The following is a 21950-nucleotide window of genomic DNA, read 5'->3' on the forward strand; positions in this document are numbered from 1 at the left end:
ACAGCATTGCGCGGTGTGAAAAGACGCGCGGCGCTGTAAAATCCCCAGTCACGCTCTCGCCAGACGGATGATCTCGTCGAGCACGAATTTGCGCGATTGCGGCGGCGTCAGATTGTGGTCGGCATCCGGCAGCATCAGCAGGCGTACGTTCGGATAGCGGGAAAGCCTGGCGCCGCGCGGCCCGAAGTGGAAGTAGACGTGGTCGAGCCCGACATCGCCCTCGCTGTAGATCAGCGTCAGCGGCACCTTGCGCTTGCCGAACAGCGCGAAGGAGTGCCGGACCTCGCGGGCGATATGGCGCCGGTCGGGAAGCAGCTCGAGCACCGGCGCGATCCACGGCGACAGCCGGCGGCCGGCGGCGATGACGATATTCTGCAGCGCCGAAACAACATCCACCTGGCCGCGCAGCAGCCGCTTCAATGTGTCGAGCCGCGCCAGGCGCTGGCTGTAATCATCCAGGCTGCGGGGGACGGAGACGACATGCTCTCTCCGCACCGGCATGTCAGGATCCCAGTAATAGACGAAGGGATTGATCGACACGACAGCCTTCAAGCGCTCGTCGGCGACGCCGGCGCGGAAGGCGACGTAGCCGCCGCTGCATCGGCCGGCGACCATGACGGGGCCGGCGACGACGCCTTCGAGCAGATCGAGCGCTGCGACCGCATCTCCGGTCTGCGTATCCGAATAAAGTACCTGTTCTGGTGCATCCGGCCGCGGCGGGCTGTCGCCGACATTGGCGGAGTCGAAACGCAGCGAAACGACGCCTTGGCGGGCGAGCTCGCGCGCCATATCCACCGTCGTCCGTCCCCAGCCGGCATGCCGGTCATAGGCTGTCGACAGGAAGAGCACGGCGTTGCCCTTGATCTCGCCGAGCGGCCGGCTGACGACGCCGATCAGATGATTATGGCTTCCGAAACGCACCGGCGTTTCGGCAAAATCATCGCCCGCAAGCGGCGGGTTGTCGATCGCCGCCGGCGAATGGGCGGCGGATGTCTCTGTCGTCGTAGCCTCCAGCCACGTCGTCAGCAGCGCGACGACAGCCATCGGCGTCTTGGCAAACAGCGGATTGGTGGCGAGTTCGTCATAGCCTTCGAAAGCCGTCTGCTCGACATCGGCGCCAAGCGCCTTCAGCGCATCGGCAAAGCCGGTATCGTCGGCCTTGGCAGGGCGTTCGAGGATCAGATAGCGGGAGGCTGCGAGCCCCTGCGGCGAGGCGATGTTGAGCTTGCCGAGCTCTGCAGCGATTTCCTCGGGCATGACGAGCCCGGCGATCTGCACCTTGGCGGTCTGGACATGCTCCTTGCCGAGGCCGAGATCGGCATCGATGATCTTGGACCACATATTGAGTTCGCGCAGATAGGCCCTGCCGCTCAGCACCGGCGCCAGCATGACGAGGCGGTCGACGCCTTCGATCGAGGAACCGACGCGATGAGCAAGCGTCGCACCGAGGCCCTGCGCGATGAGGATGATACGGTCGCAGCCGCTCAGCGACTTCAGCTTGGCGGCGGCCGCACGGATCGAGTTTTCCCAGGTTTCCAGCCTTGCCGGCAGCGCCCCGAAATCGAGCGCATCGCCAGTGCCGCGATAGTCGAAGCGCAGGCTCGGCACGCCGATATCCGAGAAATGCTCGGCCGCGACGCGGAAGAATTTACGGCTGCACATCTCCTCGAAACCCCAGGGGCTGACGAAGAGCACCGCGGCCGAACGTTTCTTCGCGAGCGGATTCTCAGGCATGAACAGCCCGATCGTGCCGTCGAAGACGACAGGCAGGGCAGCGCTGCGCCCCGCACCCTCGGCCGGTTCCAGCGAGAATTCGCCGGGCGCGACCTTGGCGCGATCGGGATCGCCGGGAAGCCGCGGCGCGATGAAATTGATCGCATGGCCAACCGGCCGCCGCAGCAGGGACGGCATCTTGTCGAGAATGGAGCGCATGACTTCGACATCCTCGCCCGGCACGGCGCGCAGCACCCGGAGCGCTGCGAAATAGGCGAATGCGCCGGCGATGATCGCGCCGACCAATCCGGCCGGACCCTGGACGAATTCCAGCACGGAAATTGCTCCGCAAGCACAGAGGACGGAGGCAAGCGTCACCTTCGTCAGGCTTGTGTAGAGACCCGAAAGCTGGGATCCGAATCCTGTCTGTCTGATCATCATCACCGACATCGCAACGAATACGAGGATGCGCACGAGTGCGGCACCCTCGGCCGCAAGCCTAGGTACGATCAGTAAACAACCCGCTACCATCAGTAGGCCACCTATCACACTGATGTTCAGGCGGGAGCGGGCCCTGTCCATCGACAGCAGGTAGAGGCTGAGGATCTGCATGAAGGTATAGGCGGGAGCGACGAGCGCAAGCAGCGCCACAACCGTCCCGCTGCGGCGGAACGCTTCGCCGAACACCACCAGCACCAGTTCGCTGGAGATCGCGGCAAGCCCGAGGCTCATCGGCAGCACGATATAGGCCATGCTGCGGGTGACGGCTGCGAAGACCTCGACCGGCAATGTCGAATCGTCGCTGTTGTGGCGCCGCTCGGAATAATAGGGCAGCAGGCTGCCGGTCATCTGGATCGGCAGTTGCAGCGCGATATTCGCGATCGACAGCCCGACGGCATAATAGCCGACCATCTCCACCGACCAGAACTGCTGCAGGAAGAGCAGTTCCAGCCGGTTGAGGAAAATGGAATCGATGATGAACTGGATCGACAGGATGACGGAGGAGGAGGCGAGATATTTCAGCGAGACCCCGCACCAGTCGCGCCGCGCCAGAAGAATCGGCAACGTGGCGAAAAACAGCACCAGCTGGCCGAGCGCATAACCGACGAGAACGCCCTCGACACCGTAGAAAACGGCGCCGACGGCAACGCCGGCAAGCTGCACGATCGAGACGGCGACCGTCAGCTTAAAGAAGGCGCCAAGATTCTTTTCGCCGATCAGGTAGAATTTGACGAAGGATCCGATCGCCTGGACGAAGAACAGCACGCCCGTGACCAGGGCGACGGATGGCGCGGTGTCGGCCCAGTGCATCCTTTCGGAGGTCAGGAAGAACAGCGCGTAGAGCGCCAGCAGCACGACGGTCGAGAACATCATGAAGCTGACGAGGATGGCGGCAAAACCCCGCCGGCGGCGCGCATCGAAGCCCTCCGCCGAAAGTTGCGGCAACGTCTTCAAGAGCGTGATGCTGGAGCCGAGCTCGGCGATCGAGGCGCCGGTCACCACCAGCCAGAGCGAAAAGGCGACGATGCCGTTGGCTTCCGGCCCAAGCAACCGTGCGGTTATGATCGAGGAAACGAAGCCCGTCAGAAGCAGCAGCATACCTGCCGCCGCGTTCATCACCGAGTTTGCGATAATACCCTTCGACATCTGTCCATCCGTCAGGATCGGCCTAAAGCGCGTCGCGATCTTCAGATCGCTCCTCGCACTTTAGGTTTCTGTTTTTACGCATGTCGTTATCGCAAGACCGCTGCACACTTTTGCGCGACATGCTCTAAAGCCGCATACCCGCCATCTCTAATGCGAAAATGTTAAAATAAAGCGGAGTGACGACCTCAGCTTAGCTCGCCTGCATCGCCTTCAGCGTCTGAAGCGCCTTCTCGTAGCTGTTTTCTGCGAGGTAACGCAGCAGGAACTCCCGTGCCTTCTCGGCCTTCTCTCGCGCACGCTCGGGTGTGCGGAAGATATCTTGCAGGTGCGCGGCCGCCGCCTCGGGTGAGGGATCGGCCCAGACCGCGCCTTCGAGCCCGGCAAATTCGGGATGGGTATCGACCACGGGAATGAGGGGAGAGGCAACCAGCCAGCTATTGTCGGGATCGCAGAAATCCACCGTGCCCGACCATGCCGTGGAAATGACGGGCGTACGCTGCATGATCGCCTCGGCAACCGTCAGCCCGAAACCTTCGGAACGATGCAGCGAAAGATAGGCGTCGGAACAGCGGATGAGGCCGTTGATCTCGGCGTTCGACAGCCTGTCGGTGACAATCCTGATCCGGCTGTTGCCCTTAACCGAAGCGACCAGTTCGCGCAGGCCCTCATCCTTGCCGATATCGCCGCTGGCCTTCATCAACAGGAAGGCGCTGGGGCATTCGGCGGCAAATATCCGGAAGGCCTCGATGACGGCCTGCGGATTCTTCCGGTTGATCGAGGAGCCGGCGCTGAAGATGAAGCTGACGAGAAAGGCGTCTTCGTCGATGCCGAATTTCTGGCGCATGCCTTCGGTCGCCGGCTTCTCGGTGACAGGATGCGGAACCACGATGACCGGAGCCGTGGTGAGAGGCGCAATCGCCCGCCTGGTGAATTCCGACGGCACGAAGACGGCATTCATGTAATGCATCGCATTGCGCCACTCGGCCGGCACGACTTCGAGCTCCCAGGCGAAATAGCCGATGTTGAAGGCGCGGGTGAAATTCGCAACGCCCTTCTTCAGGATGGCGCGCGGCAGCATCGGCGGATTGAGATGCCAGATCCGGCTCCCCGCGGGTTCGGTAGAGAGATGCGACGGCATCCATCCGGCGAAGGAATTCTCGTCAGGATGCGTGCTGACGTCGGAGAGCGAAATCGCCCGCCCCGCCTGCGACAATGCGTCGGCGCAGAGCCTTGCCGACTCGCCGACACCGACCGCCATCGAGAGATAGCCGACGACTTCCACCGGCCGGCGTGGGTTGAAGGCAAGACGCGACCGCGGGATCAGCCGCTGCAGGACATGGGCGCGCAGAAGGCGGTATATCGTTCTCAAATCACGGTCTTTCCCAATGGATCGGCATCATCCTTCGCAGGGGCATCAGCCCTCGATTGCGACGCGATGCGAACTGCCTAGACTTCTGATTTCGCCCGCAGGCGGAATATCGCCCTCCGCGCCGGACAGCGCGTGGAGCTTCACGCGCCGCGTCGCACCCGGGGCAAGGTGGAACCAGTCGTCGTCGGCCCGATAGCCTTCGACATCGATATGCACCGATTGCGCCAGCCGGTCGGTCCTGAGATCGACGAACCAGCCGTCGTTGTCTCTGCCGAATGATGCTTCGATCCCTGCGTCATGCAGCGCCTTCCCCCGTCCGCAGGGGAAGTGGAAGCTCTCGGCGAGAATAGCGCCGTCCGCCAGCGATCGCATACGCGCGACACTGGCATCATGCGCCGGCGGCCCGAAACGGAAGGCATAGGTCGTATCGAAGAAGGCGCCGAACAGCGCCGTGCAGGCGAGGCGCTCCGTGTCCCTTGCCGCCAGCTTGAAGGCCCTGCTGCCGCTGACGACCTGCTGTTTTCCCCCGCGCAGGCAGACGACCTCGAGCTCGACGTCGAGCGCGGCATCCGTCTCGTTGACGACATGCACGTCGAGACCGTTCGTTCCCTCGTCGGTGAAGACCACTTGCACCGGCCGGAATGCACGGCGCATTGCATACCAGACAGGCTTCGGCTCTCCGGTGGAATCGATCACTCCCCACCCGGGGCCGGGCAACAGGTCCTGCAGCGTCCAGACGAGCGCGCCATTGCAGGCCGAGCCCTTGCGCCGCCATTCGGCAAAAGTCTCTTCGATCACCTCGCCGGTAACCGCGCGGGAGAGATCGAGATAGCGTTCCGGATCTTCGCGGCGCAGCTCAGCCGGATCGAAACCGTAGAGAAGCTGCAGGTAGAAGTCGCGAACATCCTCGAAATCCCATGATGCGCTGCGGTCGCGGGGCACACGGGCCTTCCATAGCGGGCTGTGGACGGCGGGCACGTCGAGATGACGTTGCAGCGTCCTTTGCTGCGGCACATGCGCGAAGGCGAGGCTTTCGGAGGCAAACCGCACATCGGCGCGGCGCGCATCGGCAATCGGCAGCATATAGGCGCCGACGCCGTAATAATGGGCGACACCGGCATTCGGCGAAAAGGGCATCGCTCCGCCATAGGGCGAGTTCGGGACATAGGGCACGTCGGGGCGCATGCGCGCGACGACCGCCGGAATGATTTCATCGGTGACCGGCCCGCTCCAGAATTCCACCGGCAGACCGAGCATTGCCGCCTGCTGGTGAATTTCGCTGCCGCCGCAGAGCACGGCCAGCGAAGGCGACGCCTGCACGCCGTGCAGGAATTCCTCAACCTCTGCATGCACGTGGCCTAGAAAAGCCTTGTCGTTGCGCGGATAGTCGAAATTGGCGAACATGAAATCCTGCCAGACGAGCAGACCGAGCTCGTCGCAGAGCGCGAAGAAATCAGGCGTTTCGTAGGCCATGGTGCCGCCGATGCGGATCATGTTCATGCCGGCTCCGGCGGCAAGCCGCAGGAACGGCTCATAATCCGCCCGCCCACCCGGCAATCGCGCGATGTCGGCCGTCGTCCACACCGCACCACGGCAGAAGATCCGTTCACCATTGACGAGGAGCGCGAAGTCATCGCCATCCGCACCGCGGTCGATGTCGATGCGGCGAAAGCCGGTCCTGCCGAGCGGATATTCCAGACCATCGGAAACCAGCGTCGGCTCATAGAGACGCGGAGCGCCATGCGTATGCGGCCACCAGGCCTCGATGTCGGAAAGCTTGAGGATAGCCGAGTAATGACTGTCGCCGACCTTCTCGAAGGGCTGCTCCATTCCGCCGCAGCGCAGCAGCATTGCCGGATCCTCGGCATTGCTATGCAGGGACACGCTGAGGCGGCCGACGCCACTCTCCTCCAATACGGCGCGGATGGAGACATTGTCGATCGAGACGGGATGACGCCGCACCATCGAAATCGGCCGCCATGGCCCGACGGCATGGATATCGGGGCACCAGCCCGGCATATGACCAAGCAGCGTCGTGCGGAAATTCTTCAAGCCCGCCGGCGTGATCATCTGCGGCCGCCAACGCGCGCGCGGCCCCGGCTCCGACAAGCGGGGGCCGAGCGCCCGGAAGCACAGTGCCAGTTCATCACCGCCCGAAAGCGTCACCGGAATCTCGTGCGCCGTGAACATGCTCTCCGAAAACAGGATTTCCTGGCCGTTCAGGAAGACATGGCAAAGCGTCGCCAGCCCTGCGAAACGCAGGATCGCGTCGCCGGGCTCGGCATCGAAAAGCCGGCAGAGATACCAGGCATCCCGCGTGTTCAGCGGCTCGGGATTTTCCCGGTCGAAGAGCCCGGCTTTTTCAAGCGCTGCGGCGACGGTGCCGGGAACGGGTGCGGGAATGAACTGTGCGGAGAGCGGGATGTCGTGCGGCACGGCGCAGGCGCCCGGCTCCGTCAGGATCAGGTTCCAACCTTCGGAAAGTAGACTTTCCTCGGCACCGATGCTCGCCAAACGCCCCCGCATGGTCAGATCTCCGGCCTCAGATTCGCCCCGCAAGCGACGCCATCATGGCATCCCATGCATCGGCGGCCGGATCAAGTGCTGCCTGCAACGGCTCGAACTTCTTGCGGGTGACAGCGCGGGCAAGCTGGAACTGCACCGATTTCGCCACCTCCGAAATACGCCTGGCATGCTCGGTGCCAGCCGCGAATTCACCAGGGGAGAGCCAGGTGAGATGATCGGCCGCCAGCTCGAAATTGGCGCCCACCTGGCGAAGCGTGTTGAAGGCGTATTTGTGGAAGAAGCCGAACGGCCGTTCCGCCACCGCCTCGACCTGTTGCGGAAAGATACTTGCAAAGGCGCGGATCGGGTTTTCACGGGGACGCCGGGCAAAATGAAAACCGGCAAGCCGCCGCGCGGTCGAACGTAGATGCGCTTCGTCTGCCGGCTTTTCCGGGAATCGTGCAAATTCCGTGTAGGGTAGGAACGGCGGCTCGTTTTCCGTCAGCTGCAGCTGGAACAGTCCGTCGAAATCCTCGCCTTCGAGACGGAAATAGCCGGCATTGTGGAAATAATCGACGCGCTTGGCCGCAACGTCCAGCCGGTTGATCGCAACCGTCGTCTTGCCGTGCTCCTGCCGGTAGGCGGTGCCACGGGTATCCGGCATGTAGAAGGAATCCATTTCGATCAGGCAGAGACGGCCCCGCGCGATCTGAACCTCGACATGGCGTTCGACACGGTCGTAGATGGCAAGCTCGGTCGCACGAATGCCGTAGAGCGCTTCGAGATCCTCGAGCGGCACCTTGAAGAAGGTGAACTGGTCGCCCTCGAAATCCTGCGTCAAGGTAAAACCCAGCATTGCCTCCGGCGCAACGCCTGATGTCGCCAGAACCTCGATCCAGAGATCGACATAGCAATTGGTTTCCGGCCAGGCGCGCTCGCCGGAATGCAGCGCATGCGCCCGGTAGGTTTCCGGGTCGATTCCCGAAAATAGCGATGTCATCGATTTGCTCAGCCCCACAGCGCTTTCCGTACGCTGGCCGGCCATTGCTTCACATCGAGTCCGTGATGATGGAAGAGGGCAAGGGCGATGCGCTCCAGTCCGAAGCCGACGCAGGCGGTGTGCGCGACACTGCCGTCTTCGAGATTGAGGCCCCATTTCGTGCCGAAGGCATCCTGATGGTAGTTGAAGCTCATGCAGGCGGTCGGGTTGGCAGCCGAGGTGATCGGGATCAGCAGCTCGAACTTCAGGTTCTGATCGCGCTGATTATTGGCGAGCATCTTGCCGGCGCGGCCGAAGAACGGATCATTGGCAACGTCGATCGTCACATCGAGGCCGACGGCCTTCATCATCTCGACGCCGCGATCCATCCAGCGCTGGCGGAAATCGGTGACGTGCAGCTCTGTGCCCATGCAGACATATTCGCGCATGCGGAACAGCTGCTGGCGGGCCGGATCTTTCGACGGCTCATGGCGGAAGCAATAGGATTGCAGGTCGAAGAGGCCGCCCGTCTTCGGCAGGTTGCCGCGCTTGGCGACCGTCGGATAGAGCGGATAGCAGGCAGCCGGCGTCAGCACGATGTCGGTCGCCTCCTGCCCCTTGGTCCAGTCTTCGCCGACTTCCATGCATTGCAGCAGGCTGACATGATCGAGCTCGCTGCCGCAGAAGCTGTGCACCGTGCCGGCGAGCTGCGGAAAGCTCTTCATGTAGCCGCTCTTCTCGAAGAAGGCGCGGTTCATGCCGGGCGGAAAGCGCATGGCTTCGGCACCATCGGCGCCGCCGAACGTGTCGATCAGGCGCTCGAAGGCAGCGATCACGTCTTCGAACTGGCCGCTGCGGCCGTAGAGCCCGTCGATGCCGGTATCGATCAGCAGACCGGATTCGAAAAGCCGGTCCAGAAACGAGGTCTGCATATCCATGACTGTCACCCCAGTAGGCTAGTGTCCTGCTTATGGACAAGAAGCATGCTCGACGTGTTGCCGAGGATGCGGTCATTCGAAATCATGAGCTGTGCGGAATGCGCGTCGCGCAGATGGCGTCCGAGGCTGAAGGGCGTGCCGTTCTTGTAGCCCATGATGCCGCAGATCAGCATGGCATGGTTGACGATCTCCAGGATCGTCTCGGACGAGGCGATTTTGACATTGTTCATCGCCACCGCAAATCCCATCGAAGACAGCCTGTCGGCATCGGCCTTGGCATCCTCATAGGCCTTGAGGCCGGCAACCACGTTGGATTTCACCATCTGCAGCAGGTTCGAAACCTCGGCAAGGCGCAGCGCGCCCGGCGGCTGGGCATCCGGCGCCTTGCGGGCGGCAGCGCGCACGAAAGCCTGGGCGCGCACAACGGCATCGACGGCGATGCCGTACCAGACGCCGCTCCACAAGAGGTGCGAGGAGGCAAGCATGGATTGGGCCGCGATCTCCGCGAAAGGCTTCGGCAGGATCTGATGCGCCGGCGCTTCACCCTTGAACAGGAAGCCGTCGGAGCAGGTTCCGCGCATGCCGAGCGTATTCCAGACATGCGTTTTCTCGAGCGTGTACTGGTCCTTGAGGAAGGCCGTCAGCACCTGATCGGAGGAAGCCGCCTGCGCGTGGGCACGCGAGGTGATGAGAATGGCGTCGGCATGCGAACCATAGGAAATGACGGTCGCATCCTTTTCGAGGCGGCACGTCTCGCCATCGACCTCGACAGCACAGATGCTGTTGCGCAGGTTTCCGCCGATACCGCCTTCGGTGGTGGCGGATGCGATCAGCAGCTGCTCGGCAGCGATGCGGCGCATGAAACCGCGATGCCATTCGCTGTCGGCGCCGTGTTCAACGAGGCTCGACAGCTTGATGTGGTGCATGGCGAAGACCATCGCGCTGGCGGCGCAAACCTGGCCGAGCAGCGAGCACAATTCAGCGATCTCGGTGATCGAGGCGGATTCGCCGCCGAGATGGCGCGGCACCTGGATGCCGAGCAGCCTTTCGGCCTTCATCGCGTCCACGGCTTCTCGGGGGAAACGGGCTTCAGCGTCGACGGCATCGGCGTGTTTCGCCGCGATTTCAGCGACGCGGGCCACCCTTGCAACAAGACCGTCCTGCATGATCTTGACGGGGAAATTCATCAGGCGACCTTCCGGCTGTCCCGGATGAGATCGACGGTCCTGGCGATGGCCGAGATACTCGCGAAGGATTTGCGGTTCAGGAGATTGTCGGGAAATTCGATGTCGAAGGCCTCTTCGATGCCAAGCATCAACTGCACAGAAGCAAAGGACGTCAAACCTGCCGCATAAAGATCGGCGTCGTCGGCGACCTGGTCGATCGACCCAGGAAGCTTGCCGAATTTGGCTACGAGGTCGCGGATTGCCTTATTCATCCCATCACTCCAAGATTCTCATGATCCCGAACCGGCGTTCATCGCCTTCTCATGAGCGTTCTTTTAGTGCGGAAAACAGAACATTCCGCTAATTTATTGAGTTAAATATGACTAAGGCTCATAGTTAGGATTTTAGCGACCATCCCCGCATCGCTGTAAACAACCACATTATATCAATGGCTTAATGTAATGTTGACGCTGCGACACACTCTGGTTTCTGGCGCAGCACGTACAGAAATGACACGCAAAGCGCCGCGTTTTGTCTCAATCGGCCGGCGGATAGGAATGCTCGCCGCCGCGATAATCGGTGACGGAATAACATCCGTCGCCTGTTGCCCGGATCGCGCTTGCGCTGACGACGGCCTTGCCGTGACCGCCGGGGATATCGAGGATGTAGGCCGGCTGGCAGAGACCGGAAATCCGCCCGCGCAACGCCGCGACGATCTCCTGCCCCTCCTCGATCGTCATTCTGAAATGACTGGTGCCGGGCGCCAGATCCGGGTGATGCAGGTAATAGGGTTTGACGCGGATCTCGACGAAGGCCTTCATCAGCTTCGCAAGCACGTCGGGATCGTCGTTGACACCCTTGAGTAGCACCGACTGGCTGACCATCGCGATGCCGGCATCGACGAGGCGGGCGCAGGCCGCCCGCGCTTCCGGCGTCAGTTCGCGCGGATGATTGGCGTGCAGCGCCACATAGACCGTCTTGCCGCTCGCCTTCAGCGCGCCAATTAGCGCCGCATCGATCTTCTCAGGATCGACGACCGGAACACGCGTATGGAAACGCACGATCTTCACATGCGTGATCCTGGCAAGCGCCTCCATGATGTCGCGGAGCCGGCGCGGCGAAAGCACCAGCGGATCGCCGCCGGTGAGGATGACCTCCCAGATCTCCTCATGACCGCCGATATAATCGAAAGCGGCCTGCATCGCCGCCGCATCGAGCGTGCCGAGGCCCTGCGGCCCGACCATTTCGCGCCGGAAGCAGAAGCGGCAATAGACCGGGCAGACATGCACGGCCTTGAGCAAGACACGATCGGGATAGCGGTGAACGATACCTTCGACGGGGCTGTGGGCATGATCGCCGATCGGATCAGCGCGTTCTTCCGGGGCGATCGTAAGTTCGGCTGCATCTGGCACGAATTGCCGAGCGATCGGATCATCGGGGTCGGCTCGATCTATGAGCTCGCTGATCGCAGGCGTCAGCGCAATCGCGTAACGCGCCGCAACCTCCTCGAGCCTCGCACGATCGGCAGGGGCGACCAGCCCCGCCTTCAGAAGATCGTCGACGCTCTTGATCGGTTTGACGACATTCATCGCCCGCACTCCGCCACCGGCGCCCAGAGCACCTGGTCGATGCGTGATGCTCCCGTCGCCAGCATCACCAACCGGTCGAAGCCGAGCGCGATACCGCTTGCCTCAGGCATCAGCGACAGCGCGGCGAGGAAATCCTCGTCAATCGGATAGGTCTCGCCGTAGACCCGCGCCTTCTCGGCCATCTCGATCTCGAACCGTCGCCGCTGTTCGGCAGCATTGGTGAGTTCGCCGAAGCCGTTCGCAAGCTCGACGCCGCAGGCATAGAGCTCGAAACGCTCGGCAACCCTGGGGTCGCGTGCCGAGGGACGCGCAAGGGCCGCCTCCGAGATCGGATATTCGTCGAGGATGGTGATGCGGCCGAAACCGAGATGCGGCTCGATCTTTTCGACCAGCACCCGGCTGAAGAGATCGGCCCAGCCGTCGTCATCGGCAACACGCATGCCGACGCGCTTCGTCTCGGCCGCCAGATGGTCGCGGTCGGTCGAACCATCGGTTGCGACCGAGGCGAGAAGATCGATGCCGGCATGACGCTCGAATGCTTCGGCAACGCTGATCCGCTCCGGCCCGGCGAAGGGATCGCTCTCGGCGCCGCGATAGGCAAGCTTCCCGGTCTTTACCGTCTCAGTCGCAAGCGCCAGGATCCGCACGCAATCCATCATCAGGCTCTCGTAGCTTTCGCCGGCCCGATACCATTCGAGCATGGTGAACTCAGGATGATGCAGCGGCCCGCGCTCGCGGTTGCGATAGACATGGGCAAAACACGAGATGCGCTCCTCGCCCGCCGCAAGCAGCTTCTTGCAGGCAAATTCCGGCGAGGTGTGCAGGTAGAACGGCGCCTTTTGCCCATCCGTCGCCAGTGCTTCCGTGGCGAAGGCATGCAGATGCGCCTCATTGCCGGGAGAGACCTGCAGCACCGCCGTATCCACCTCGATGAAATCCTCGCGCGCGAAAAACCCGCGCAAGGCCGCCTGGATCGCATTGCGCCCGATCAGGAACGGACGGCGATCGGCATGCACGGACGGGGTCCACCAGGGAGACGCTTTCGCCGAAGAGTTCATTCCAAGCTTTCTTCGCCGGAGAAGCCGGTATGGGGGGTGGCTATTTCCCGGATTTTAGGTTAGTTGCGCCCCAAAGAAAAATATTTGCGTCTTCGGGGCGTCTCGACAGTCATCTACGACGCCGAAAGCCGAGTTACAAGGAAGTCTTATGGTCAAGGTCATCGCCTCTTCGGTCCGCAAGGGCAACGTTCTCGATGTCGACGGCAAGCTCTACGTCGTTCTCACCGCCCAGAACTTTCATCCGGGCAAGGGCACGCCGGTCACCCAGGTCGACATGCGCCGCATCGTCGACGGCGTGAAGGTTTCCGAGCGTTGGCGCACCACCGAACAGGTCGAGCGCGCCTTCGTCGAAGACGTCTCCTTCCAGTTTCTCTATGAAGACGGCGAAGGCTTTCACTTCATGAACCCGGCGAGCTACGATCAGGTCGTCGTCGATGTCGACACGATGGGTGACGACAAGGCTTACCTGCAGGAAGGCATGTCCTGCATCCTCTCGATGCATGAAGGTATTGCGCTGGCGCTCCAACTGCCGCGCCACGTCACGCTCGAAATCATGGAGACGGAACCGGTCGTCAAGGGCCAGACGGCATCGTCCTCCTACAAGCCGGCGATACTGTCGAACGGCGTGCGCGCCATGGTGCCGCCGCACATCAATGCCGGCACCCGCGTCGTCATCGCCACCGAAGACAATTCCTACGTCGAACGCGCCAAGGACTGATCCTGGTTTCAGCCTATCGAAGAGGCCGGCTCGCGCCGGCCTTTTTTGTATCCGCCGCCACACTATTCGGCATCGTGCTCTAGAGATGCGGGTTGCGCGGACGGTATTTCTTGACGAGCTTCTGGTTGATCTCGGCGGCACCCGGCATGTTGGCGCTGAGATAAATTGGCGCATCGCCGGATTTCGAAAGCTCCGAGGCGACTTCGGCGAAGATCGCATTGATGACGGTCACCCCGACGGCCGTCGAGACTGGCCCAACCCGGAGCCCCGTGCCTTCGAGATCGACAACGGCGTCACCCGGCGGCAGCCCGTTGTCGAGCACCACATCGGCCACGTCGGCAAGCCGCCGGCGGCCATTGGCGATCGCTGAGGAATAGGCGATCGACGTGATGGCAATCACCTTTGCGCCGATTTCGCGCGCATAGTCGGCGGCCTCGATCGGCGCGGCGTTCACGCCCGAATTGGAGGCGATGATGATGACATCGCCCGGCTGCATGCCGTAACGCTCCAGCATCGGCCGCACCAGCCCTTGCGTGCGCTCATAAACCGAACTGATGACCGCGCCCTCATGCAACATGGCCGAGCCGACGAGCACCGGCACGGTGAAGGCGAGCCCGCCGGCACGATAGTGCACCTCTTCCGCCAGCATATGCGAATGGCCGGTGCCGAAGACATAGACACGCTTGTCGCCTCGGGCAGCATCGAGGATGACGGCTGCTGCCTGCGCCATCGGCTGGGCAAGCGTCTGCTTCAGTTCCTCCAGCCGGCCGATGAGGTTGGAGAAATAGGCATCGGTAATGTCGGTCATCCCACTTCTCCTTGATTTTTAGGCCGCTTCGCCGCTGAGCCAGGTGGCGGTGACGGCAAGCGCATCGGTGAGATGCACGAGATCGGCACGCGCGCCCGGCGAGAGACGGCCGCGATCGCCAAGCCGGAGGAACCGGGCCGGATAAAGGGTCGCCATGCGCAAGGCCTCGGCGAGCGTCAGGTCGAGATAGGTGACGCCGTAACGGATCGTCGAGATCATGTCGACATCGGAACCGGCCAGCGTGCCGTCGGACAGCACCAGCTTCGAGCAAAAGCCGCCCCTTTCACGCCGGACGGTGCGCCCGTTCAGCGTGAACGAATCCTTCTCCGACCCGACGAGCGACATCGCGTCGGTGACGAAGAACAGCTTGCCTTCGCCGCGTTTGGCGCGCAGCGCCGTGCGCAGGGCCTTCGGATCGACATGATGGCCGTCGGCGATGATGCCGCACCAGGTCGAGGGATGATCGATCGCCGCGCCGACGAGACCGGGCGTGCGGTGTCCCAACTGGCTCATGGCGTTGAAGAGGTGCGTGACGCCCCGCGCACCGGCATCGAAACGCTCTTCCGCCGCCTCGCTCGAACAATCGGAATGGCCGATGCTGACGGTGACACCGGCTTCCGCAAGCTCGCGCACCTGGGCAACCGTCACCTGCTCGGCGGCCATGGTGACGAGCAGCGTGCCGATCGCCTCGCGCGCCCGGATGAAAGCCTTAACGTCGCGGTCCTCCACCGGCCGCATCAATTCGGCCAGATGCGCGCCCTTCCTCGCAGGCGCCAGATGTGGGCCTTCCAGATGCAGGCCGGCGACGCCGCAGTTCATATTCACTGCTTCCTTGGCCGCCTCGATGGCGGCAATGGAGGCCTCTGAAGTATCGGTGATCAGCGTCGGCAACAGCGACGTCGTGCCATAGGGCCGGTGCCCGCCGGCAATAATGTCCATCGAGGCAACGGAAGGCTCGTCGTTCAGCATCCGCCCGGCGCCGCCATTGACCTGCGCATCGATGAAGCCGGCCGACAGAACACCGCCGGGGAGCGTCACCACCTCACCGTCCGGCAGATCATTTCTGGCAGCGATCGCTTCGACGCGGCCGCCGGCAACGATGAGGGCTTTGTCGTCATGGAAGCGCTCACCGTCGAAGATGCGCGCGCCGAGAAAGATCTTGCGGGCCATCAGACCGTCTCCGTCACCTTGAGCAGGTTTGCCGGCTTGTCGGGATCGAAGCCCTTGCGGCGAGTCACCGACTCGATCAGCCGGTAATAGACGAGCAGCGACACCAGCGGATCGACGAGGCCGTTGCCCGTCGTCGGTACGCGCAGATGGACACCGGAGAGCGGCTGCGTCGAGAAGCCGACGGTGGTGGCGCCGAGCTTCTGCAGGCGTTCCAGCGCCTGCACATTGTTGGCGAAGGCCGCATCGTCGGGCGCAAAGGCGACGATCGGGAAGCCCGGCTGCACCAGGCGCATCGGACCGTGCATCAGTTCCGCCAGCGAGAAGGCCTCGGCATGCAGGCCGGAGGTTTCCTTGGCCTTCAACGCCGCTTCGAGCGCGATCGCGAAAGCCGGGCCGCGGCCGGCGGTATAGAGCGAGGTCGCGTTGAAGAGCACCTCCTCGGCTGCCGCGGTGTCGATGCCGTTAGTTGACGAAAGCGCCTCCGGCAGCTTGTCGAGTGCAGCCTGCAGGTCGGACGCACCGCCGATCGCAGCCGTCACGCCGGCAAGGGCGGCGACCGAGGCGATGAAGGATTTTGTCGCCGCGACGCTCTTTTCCGCACCGGCATTGAGGCCGAGAACGATATCGGCCTGTTTCGCAAGCGGGCTATCGGTGACGTTGACGACGGCGATCGTCGTCGCTCCGCCCTTCTTCGCGGCATCCTGCAACGCGACGATATCGGGGCTGGCACCCGACTGCGAGACGGTGAAATGGACGCCGCCCTTCAGATGCAGCGCCGCACCATAGACGGAAGCGATCGACGGACCGACCGAGGCGACCGGAACGCCGCAGGTAATCTCGAAGAGATATTTGAAGAAGGTGGCGGCGTGGTCCGACGAGCCGCGCGCCGCCGTCGTCACCACGCTCGGGCGTGCGGACGAAAACAACCGGGCGATCTCGGCAAAGACCGGTTTTTCCTTTTCGAGCAGCGTCGCCACCACCTCGGGCGATTGGCCGGCTTCTTGCAGCATCAGTGACTGGTTGTCATTCATAGGTCATCTCCGATTCTCAATTCGGCTACGAAATCATAGGCATCGCCGCGATAATGCGAGCGGGTGTATTCGACGACGCGCTGGTCTTCCAGGCGCGAGACACGTTCGATCAGGAGCGCCGGCGCGCCCGATTTGACGTTCAGGATTGCGGCGGAGGACGGGTCGAGCGTGACCGCCGTCAGCCGCTGCAGCGCGCGCACCGGCCTGTGGCCGCTGGCCGTCAGCGCATCGTAGAGCGATCCCTCGCCACCGGCATCGTGCCCGAGGAACTTGATCGGCACCACGGCGCGTTCGATCGCCAGCGGCAGGCCGTCGGCAAGGCGCAAGCGGTCGAGTCTCAGCACCGGCTCGTCGCCGCCGAGGCCGAGCAGGAAGGATTCCTCCGGCGACGGCGTATTGACCGCCCGCGACAATATCCGTGCGGCGGGCAGACGCCCGCGCGAACGCATGTCGGCGGAGAAGGAGGAAAGCCGCCAGAGCGACTGCTCCATGCGCTCCACTCTGCTCGACACGAAAGTACCGCTTCCGTGGCGCGATTCCAGTGTGCCGGATGCCATCAGATCGCGATAGGCGGTGCGCACGGTGACACGGCCGAGCTTCAGAGCCTCGGCAAGGTCGCGCTCGCCCGGGAGTGCGGTGCCGGGCTTCAGCAACCCTTCCTGAATGAGGCCGGTCAGCGTCTGCGCCAGCCGCTTGTAGAGCGGCCCGGTCAGTGCCTCGTCGCGCAGGCCGCGGCTGTTTAGTTCCACTATCAGACTGGTTCTATCCATAGGCACATAATAGAACCTATATAGAACCAATCGGCAAGACAGAATCGAGTGCCGAAAGAAAAAACCCTCGTCGGCGGGCCGTCGAGGGTTTCATAGCGATCAAATTTGACAGTCGTGCGTCGACAGCGCCGCGCGTTTAGAAACGCGCGGCGCTGGAGGATGCTCAGTTCTTGGTGAAGATATAATCCGTCTCCTGGCGCAGCACTTCGCCGGGGCGCAGAACCGCATTCGGAAAACCTTGGTGATTGATCGCATCCGGCCAGACCTGTGTCTCCAGGCAGAAGCCGGCGAATGGACCGTATTTGCGCCCGCCGATGCCGGGAGCCCCAGTATCGAGCTTGAAGCCCGCATAGAACTGGACGCCTGGCTCGGTGCTGCGCACTTCCAGCGACACACCCGAATACAGGCTGCGGGCGAGCGCGACACTCCGCTTGGCGGTGCGCTCGCCCGACAGGCAGAAATTATGGTCGTAGAACATCTGTTCGCTGCCGACGAAACGCTTCATCGGCGCCATCTCCCGGAAATCGAATTCGGTGCCCTCGACGGAACGGGTCTCGCCGGTCGGCACCTGCTTCTCATCGGTCGGCAGATAATGATCGGCGGCAATCATGATATCGTGGCCAAGCGCATCTTCGCGACCGTCGAGATTGAAATAGGCGTGCTGGCAGACACTGGCGAGCGTCGGCTGGTCGCTGGTCGATTCATAGGTGATCGACAGTTCACCGTTGCCATGCACCCAGAAAGTCGCCTGGATGGTGCAATTGCCGGGATAGCCGGCGCGGCCATCGGGATCGACGATCTTCAGCACCACGCGGTCGACGTCATGCTCGACGATCGTCCAGTTGCGTTTGGCGATATTGTCGCTGCCGCCATGCAGATGCGTCACGCCGTTTTCATTCAGTTCGAGCTGATAGTCCTTGTCGTCAAGCGTAAACCTGCCGCCGCCGACGCGGTTGGCGCAGCGGCCCGGTGTCGCGCCGAAATAGGATGAATAGAGGGGATAGCTATCGAAATCATCAAAGCCGAGCTGCAGCGGCGCGTCATGGCCCTCGAGACGCAGATCCTGGATGACCGCGCCCCAGCTTATGATCTTGGCCGTCAGCCCGCCGCCCTTGATCTCGACGCGATAGACGGTCTCACCCGCCTTCGTCTGCCCGAAAACGTCCCGCTCCAACTTATCCGACATATCGACCGTCCATTCTATCCCTGCTGCAAATTCCTCAATTCGGAATCGATTTGAGGAATTTGCAGCGATTCAAAGTGTGCCTTGCACGTCCGATGAAGACGCGCGGTGTGGTAGGGTTCAGGACAGGAACCTGCCCGCATTTGTTTCAATCCGCAACCGGCCGATCGGAAAGAAATGCCGCAGCGGTGATGCAGCGGCACCAGCTCGCGGCGCGATCGGCAACGGTCAGAGGTCCGTGCCGATCTCTTCCACATCAAAGGGCGTCGTCTGGTAGATTTCGTTGATCCAGTTGCCGAACAAGAGATGCGCATGGCTGCGCCAGCGGTTCTGCGGCGCAAGCGCCGGATCGTTATGCGGGAAGTAATTGTGCGGCATCTTGATCGGCACGCCGGTATTGACGTCGCGGAAATACTCGTCGGAAAGCGAGGTGGAATCATATTCGACATGGTTGAACATGTAGAGCCGCCGGCCTCTCTTCTCGTGCACGAGGCAGACGCCCATTTCGGCTGATTCCATCAGGATCTCCAGGCTTTCGGATTTCTCGATATCGGCGCGGCGCACTTCGGTCCAGCGCGACACCGGCACTTCGAAATTGTCGGAAAAGCCGTTGAGATAGATCGAGGAAGGCTTCAGGTTCCGGTGGCGGTAGACGCCGAAGGCCTTCTCTTTCAGCTCGTATTTCGGAACGCCGTGAAAATGATAGATCGCCGCCATCGCGCCCCAGCAGACGTTCATCGTCGAATGGACGTTCGTTTCTGTCCAGTCGAGAATCTCCTGCATCTCCGGCCAATAAGTGACGTCCTCATAGGGCAAAAGCTCGATCGGCGCCCCGGTGATGATGAAGCCGTCGAACTTGCGGTGCTTTACCTCCTCCCAGGTCTGGTAGAAGGCAAGCAGATGATCCTCGGACGTGTTCTTCGCCTTGTGGCCGCCGATGCGAATGAGCGACAGTTCCACCTGCAGCGGCGAGGCGCCGACGAGGCGGGCCATCTGCAGCTCGGTCTTGATCTTGTTCGGCATGAGGTTGAGCAGCCCGATCTGCAACGGTCGGATATCCTGACGGATCGCCAACGTCTCGGTCATCACCCGCACACCCTCCTGAACCAGGGTTTCGAAGGCGGGCAGCGTATCGGGGATCTTGATGGGCATTGCGGTCACTCGATCAAAAACAAAAACCGGCGGCGACAAAAATCGCTACCGGTCCGCACGCGGCCCTTTAGCGACTTTTTTAACGTGGCTGCAAGCCGGCCGGCCAAATCACCACGGAGGCCTTAATTAGACCCAGTCTGATTGCGAATCAACTGGCGAATGCATGCAGGAGAGACCCATGCAAGCATCATCACACTTTAATGACTGATAGAATCTGTTGATAGACCCGTAACGCCACCATGTTATTTATAAGGGTATGGGCGATTTGGAAAAGCGTAATGGCAGATAAAATCGAGGGGAGGCCGGGCATCGTAAGGCAGGATAGGGTAGGGTATGATTTCAGCCTGACATATCGCCTCGGCGTCATGTTCTCAGCATTCTGGAATTCGGAAGTGCGTGGCAGGGTGCTGTTTCTGGCGACCGTGCTGATCCTCGTTATCCTGGCGACATCCTACGGCCAGGTGATTTTGAACGAGTGGAATGCGCCCTTCTACGACTCTCTGGAGCGCCGCGACCTCGGCGAATTCTTCCACCAACTCGAAATCTTCGCGATGATCGCCGGCACACTGCTGCTGCTCAACGTGCTGCAGGCCTGGCTGAACCAGATGACGGCGCTCTATATGCGCGAAGGCTTGTCACGCGATCTTGTTGACCAGTGGCTGAAGCGCAAGCGGGCGCTGCGGCTTGCCTCCAGCGGCCTGATCGGCGTCAATCCGGACCAGCGTCTGCACGAGGATTCCCGCAACCTTGCCGAAAGCACGACAGGGCTGGTTCTCGGCCTGCTGCAATCGACCATTCTTCTGGTGAGCTTCATCGGCGTGCTCTGGGAGCTTTCGAGCGGCTTCATCTTCCGCATCAGCGGCCATAGCTTCTCCATTCCGGGCTACATGGTCTGGGCGGCGATTTTCTATGCCGCTTCCGCCTCGGTGCTGAGCCAGGTCGTCGGCCGCAAGCTGGTGAAGCTCAATGCCGATCGTTTTTCGAAAGAGGCCGAGCTTCGCTTCACGCTGATGCATGCCAATGAGAACATGCCGGCGATCACCGTTGCCCGCGGCGAGGAGAACGAACGCCGGCGCATCAACGCCGATATCAGCTCGGTCCTGACAGTCGTCAAGCGGCTTGCCATGGCCAATACCAATCTCACCTGGGTTTCGGCCGGCTATGGCTGGCTGGTGATCGTCATCCCGATCATCGTTGCCGCCCCCGCCTATTTCTCCGGCGGCCTCACCCTCGGCCAGTTGATGATGTCGGTCGGTGCCTTCAACCAGGTCAACACGGCGCTGCGCTGGTATGTCTCCAATTTCGGCCCGATCGCCGAATGGCGCGCCACGCTGATGCGCGTCACCGATTTCCGCCAGGCGTTGCTCGACATGGAGGAGGACTTCGACCTGAAGGACAGCATCGCCTATGAAAACACCGCGCCCGACACGCTGACGTTGAAGGATGTGGTGATCGTCGCCAAGGTCGGCGAAGACATCGAGGAATGCGGCGGTTTCCGCCTGCGTGAAACCAATGTCGTGATCAAGGCCGGAGAAAAGATCATGATCAACGGCGATCACAGCGTCAACCGCAAGCTGCTCTTCCAGGCGATGGCCGGCCTCTGGCCGTGCGGCAGCGGCACGATAGGCCTGCCGCCAATCGACGACATGCTCTTCGTTCCGCAGGTTGCCTATGTTCCTGGCGGCACGCTGCGCGAGGCGCTGGCCTTTCCCGAACGTCCCGAAGCCTACGAGAAAGCCGCCGTCGAGGCGGCCCTCGACAAGGTTGGTCTCCATTCGCTGATCGCAAGGCTCGATACCCGCGCCCGCTGGGACAAGATGCTCGACGGCGACCAGCAGAAAGCGATCGGATTTGCCCGGCTGCTTCTCGTACGCCCGCGCTGGATCATTTTCGACGAAGTGCTGGAAGGCATGGAGCCGGAATTGCAGGAAACAATGGCCAAACTGCTTACCTCGATGCCTGAAAGCGGCATGATCTATATCGGCCGCTCCGAGGCCTATCTCGAGGCGCTGAAGCCGCGCGTGCTGCATCTGCAGGCGCTGCCGTCAGCATCCGAGGAGCCGCCTGCCGTCCAGACCGGCCCCAGCGCCAGTGCGGGCGCTGCCGCCGTGCCCGCGCCGGCGCTTTGATGCATGCCGCCCAAAACTGGGCAGC

17 protein-coding genes and 1 riboswitch are annotated in these 21950 nt (G+C 62.2%); of the genes, 2 read left to right on the forward strand and 15 right to left on the reverse strand.

Translation table 11 applies throughout. From position 1 onward, the window contains the following. Window positions 1-48: 48 nt before the first annotated feature. The 9 genes from RLCC275e_RS21010 to epmA all read right to left on the reverse strand — a co-directional run bounded on the left by RLCC275e_RS21010 (window position 49) and on the right by epmA (window position 12964). Complete coding sequence (locus tag RLCC275e_RS21010) at window positions 49-3360, reverse strand: oligosaccharide flippase family protein (protein ID WP_033181926.1); 3312 nt, start codon at window positions 3358-3360, stop codon at window positions 49-51. Window positions 3361-3550: 190 nt separating this feature from the next. Then, the gene (locus tag RLCC275e_RS21015; RefSeq protein ID WP_033181927.1) at window positions 3551-4729 is read right to left on the reverse strand and encodes a glycosyltransferase family 4 protein; all 1179 of its coding nucleotides are present in this window, start codon (window positions 4727-4729) and stop codon (window positions 3551-3553) included. Between the two features lie 45 nt (window positions 4730-4774). Continuing rightward, window positions 4775-7255 carry a glycoside hydrolase family 2 protein gene (locus tag RLCC275e_RS21020; RefSeq protein WP_033181928.1) on the reverse strand — a complete coding sequence of 827 codons (2481 nt, stop codon included), beginning with the start codon at window positions 7253-7255 and terminating at the stop codon, window positions 4775-4777. Window positions 7256-7271: 16 nt separating this feature from the next. Next, window positions 7272-8234: a DUF1839 family protein gene (locus tag RLCC275e_RS21025; RefSeq protein WP_033182120.1), complete on the reverse strand. Its 963-nt coding sequence runs from the start codon at window positions 8232-8234 to the stop codon at window positions 7272-7274. A gap of 8 nt (window positions 8235-8242) precedes the next feature. Further along, window positions 8243-9151 carry an amino acid--[acyl-carrier-protein] ligase gene (locus RLCC275e_RS21030; protein WP_033181929.1) on the reverse strand — a complete coding sequence of 303 codons (909 nt, stop codon included), beginning with the start codon at window positions 9149-9151 and terminating at the stop codon, window positions 8243-8245. A 5-nt stretch (window positions 9152-9156) separates the two neighbouring features. Next, complete coding sequence (locus tag RLCC275e_RS21035; protein ID WP_033181930.1) at window positions 9157-10338, reverse strand: acyl-CoA dehydrogenase family protein; 1182 nt, start codon at window positions 10336-10338, stop codon at window positions 9157-9159. Beyond that, window positions 10338-10589: an acyl carrier protein gene (locus tag RLCC275e_RS21040; protein ID WP_012759417.1), complete on the reverse strand. Its 252-nt coding sequence runs from the start codon at window positions 10587-10589 to the stop codon at window positions 10338-10340. Before RLCC275e_RS21040 ends, RLCC275e_RS21035 begins: the two co-directional genes overlap by 1 nt. 264 nt (window positions 10590-10853) lie before the next feature. Beyond that, a complete protein-coding gene (locus tag RLCC275e_RS21045) occupies window positions 10854-11906 on the reverse strand; it encodes a lysine-2,3-aminomutase-like protein (RefSeq protein ID WP_033181931.1) in 1053 nt (350 codons plus the stop codon). Continuing rightward, window positions 11903-12964: an EF-P lysine aminoacylase EpmA gene (epmA, locus tag RLCC275e_RS21050; RefSeq protein ID WP_033181932.1), complete on the reverse strand. Its 1062-nt coding sequence runs from the start codon at window positions 12962-12964 to the stop codon at window positions 11903-11905. The genes RLCC275e_RS21045 and epmA overlap by 4 nt, the downstream gene beginning before the upstream one ends. A gap of 148 nt (window positions 12965-13112) precedes the next feature. On the opposite strand from epmA, the gene efp reads away from it, so the two are divergent. After that, the gene (gene efp, locus RLCC275e_RS21055) at window positions 13113-13682 is read left to right on the forward strand and encodes an elongation factor P (protein ID WP_003543742.1); all 570 of its coding nucleotides are present in this window, start codon (window positions 13113-13115) and stop codon (window positions 13680-13682) included. A gap of 79 nt (window positions 13683-13761) precedes the next feature. Here the strand turns inward: efp and RLCC275e_RS21060 are convergent, their stop codons facing one another. From RLCC275e_RS21060 to metA, 6 genes are all read right to left on the reverse strand, one after another. Further along, window positions 13762-14490, reverse strand: coding sequence for an SIS domain-containing protein (locus RLCC275e_RS21060; RefSeq protein WP_012759421.1), 729 nt, complete (start codon window positions 14488-14490; stop codon window positions 13762-13764). Window positions 14491-14508: 18 nt separating this feature from the next. Then, window positions 14509-15660: an N-acetylglucosamine-6-phosphate deacetylase gene (gene nagA / locus RLCC275e_RS21065; RefSeq protein ID WP_033181933.1), complete on the reverse strand. Its 1152-nt coding sequence runs from the start codon at window positions 15658-15660 to the stop codon at window positions 14509-14511. Further along, the gene (locus RLCC275e_RS21070) at window positions 15660-16691 is read right to left on the reverse strand and encodes an SIS domain-containing protein (protein ID WP_033181934.1); all 1032 of its coding nucleotides are present in this window, start codon (window positions 16689-16691) and stop codon (window positions 15660-15662) included. Before RLCC275e_RS21070 ends, nagA begins: the two co-directional genes overlap by 1 nt. Next, window positions 16688-17461, reverse strand: a complete 774-nt coding sequence (locus RLCC275e_RS21075) for a GntR family transcriptional regulator (RefSeq protein ID WP_033181935.1) — start codon at window positions 17459-17461, stop codon at window positions 16688-16690. The genes RLCC275e_RS21070 and RLCC275e_RS21075 overlap by 4 nt, the downstream gene beginning before the upstream one ends. A 163-nt stretch (window positions 17462-17624) precedes the next feature. Continuing rightward, entirely contained in the window at window positions 17625-18647 is a 1023-nt protein-coding gene (locus RLCC275e_RS21080) for an aldose epimerase family protein (RefSeq protein ID WP_033181936.1), read from the reverse strand. 225 nt (window positions 18648-18872) lie between these two features. After that, on the reverse strand, window positions 18873-19796 hold the full coding sequence (metA, locus tag RLCC275e_RS21085; protein WP_027682436.1) for a homoserine O-acetyltransferase MetA: 924 nt from the start codon (window positions 19794-19796) through the stop codon (window positions 18873-18875). Window positions 19797-19843: 47 nt separating this feature from the next. After that, a riboswitch (SAM riboswitch) is annotated at window positions 19844-19921 on the reverse strand. 114 nt (window positions 19922-20035) lie between these two features. Here metA and RLCC275e_RS21090 point away from each other — a divergent pair. Further along, complete coding sequence (locus RLCC275e_RS21090; protein ID WP_171816940.1) at window positions 20036-21925, forward strand: ABC transporter ATP-binding protein/permease; 1890 nt, start codon at window positions 20036-20038, stop codon at window positions 21923-21925. Window positions 21926-21950 lie beyond the last annotated feature (25 nt).

The organism is Rhizobium brockwellii (genome assembly GCF_000769405.2).
GTDB classification, from domain to species: Bacteria; Pseudomonadota; Alphaproteobacteria; order Rhizobiales; family Rhizobiaceae; genus Rhizobium; species Rhizobium brockwellii.

Excerpts from the sequence above, each read along its gene's own strand:
- RLCC275e_RS21010 (WP_033181926.1), bottom strand. The coding sequence starts at position 3,360 with ATGTCGAAGGGTATTATCGCAAACTCGGTGATGAACGCGGCGGCAGGT.
- RLCC275e_RS21020 (WP_033181928.1), bottom strand. The coding sequence starts at position 7,255 with ATGCGGGGGCGTTTGGCGAGCATCGGTGCCGAGGAAAGTCTACTTTCC.
- RLCC275e_RS21025 (WP_033182120.1), bottom strand. The coding sequence starts at position 8,234 with ATGACATCGCTATTTTCGGGAATCGACCCGGAAACCTACCGGGCGCAT.
- RLCC275e_RS21030 (WP_033181929.1), bottom strand. The coding sequence starts at position 9,151 with ATGGATATGCAGACCTCGTTTCTGGACCGGCTTTTCGAATCCGGTCTG.
- RLCC275e_RS21035 (WP_033181930.1), bottom strand. The coding sequence starts at position 10,338 with ATGAATTTCCCCGTCAAGATCATGCAGGACGGTCTTGTTGCAAGGGTG.
- RLCC275e_RS21040 (WP_012759417.1), bottom strand. The coding sequence starts at position 10,589 with ATGAATAAGGCAATCCGCGACCTCGTAGCCAAATTCGGCAAGCTTCCT.
- RLCC275e_RS21045 (WP_033181931.1), bottom strand. The coding sequence starts at position 11,906 with ATGAATGTCGTCAAACCGATCAAGAGCGTCGACGATCTTCTGAAGGCG.
- epmA (WP_033181932.1), bottom strand. The coding sequence starts at position 12,964 with ATGAACTCTTCGGCGAAAGCGTCTCCCTGGTGGACCCCGTCCGTGCAT.
- efp (WP_003543742.1), top strand. The coding sequence starts at position 13,113 with ATGGTCAAGGTCATCGCCTCTTCGGTCCGCAAGGGCAACGTTCTCGAT.
- RLCC275e_RS21060 (WP_012759421.1), bottom strand. The coding sequence starts at position 14,490 with ATGACCGACATTACCGATGCCTATTTCTCCAACCTCATCGGCCGGCTG.
- nagA (WP_033181933.1), bottom strand. The coding sequence starts at position 15,660 with ATGGCCCGCAAGATCTTTCTCGGCGCGCGCATCTTCGACGGTGAGCGC.
- RLCC275e_RS21070 (WP_033181934.1), bottom strand. The coding sequence starts at position 16,691 with ATGAATGACAACCAGTCACTGATGCTGCAAGAAGCCGGCCAATCGCCC.
- RLCC275e_RS21075 (WP_033181935.1), bottom strand. The coding sequence starts at position 17,461 with ATGGATAGAACCAGTCTGATAGTGGAACTAAACAGCCGCGGCCTGCGC.
- RLCC275e_RS21080 (WP_033181936.1), bottom strand. The coding sequence starts at position 18,647 with ATGTCGGATAAGTTGGAGCGGGACGTTTTCGGGCAGACGAAGGCGGGT.
- metA (WP_027682436.1), bottom strand. The coding sequence starts at position 19,796 with ATGCCCATCAAGATCCCCGATACGCTGCCCGCCTTCGAAACCCTGGTT.
- RLCC275e_RS21090 (WP_171816940.1), top strand. The coding sequence starts at position 20,036 with ATGTTATTTATAAGGGTATGGGCGATTTGGAAAAGCGTAATGGCAGAT.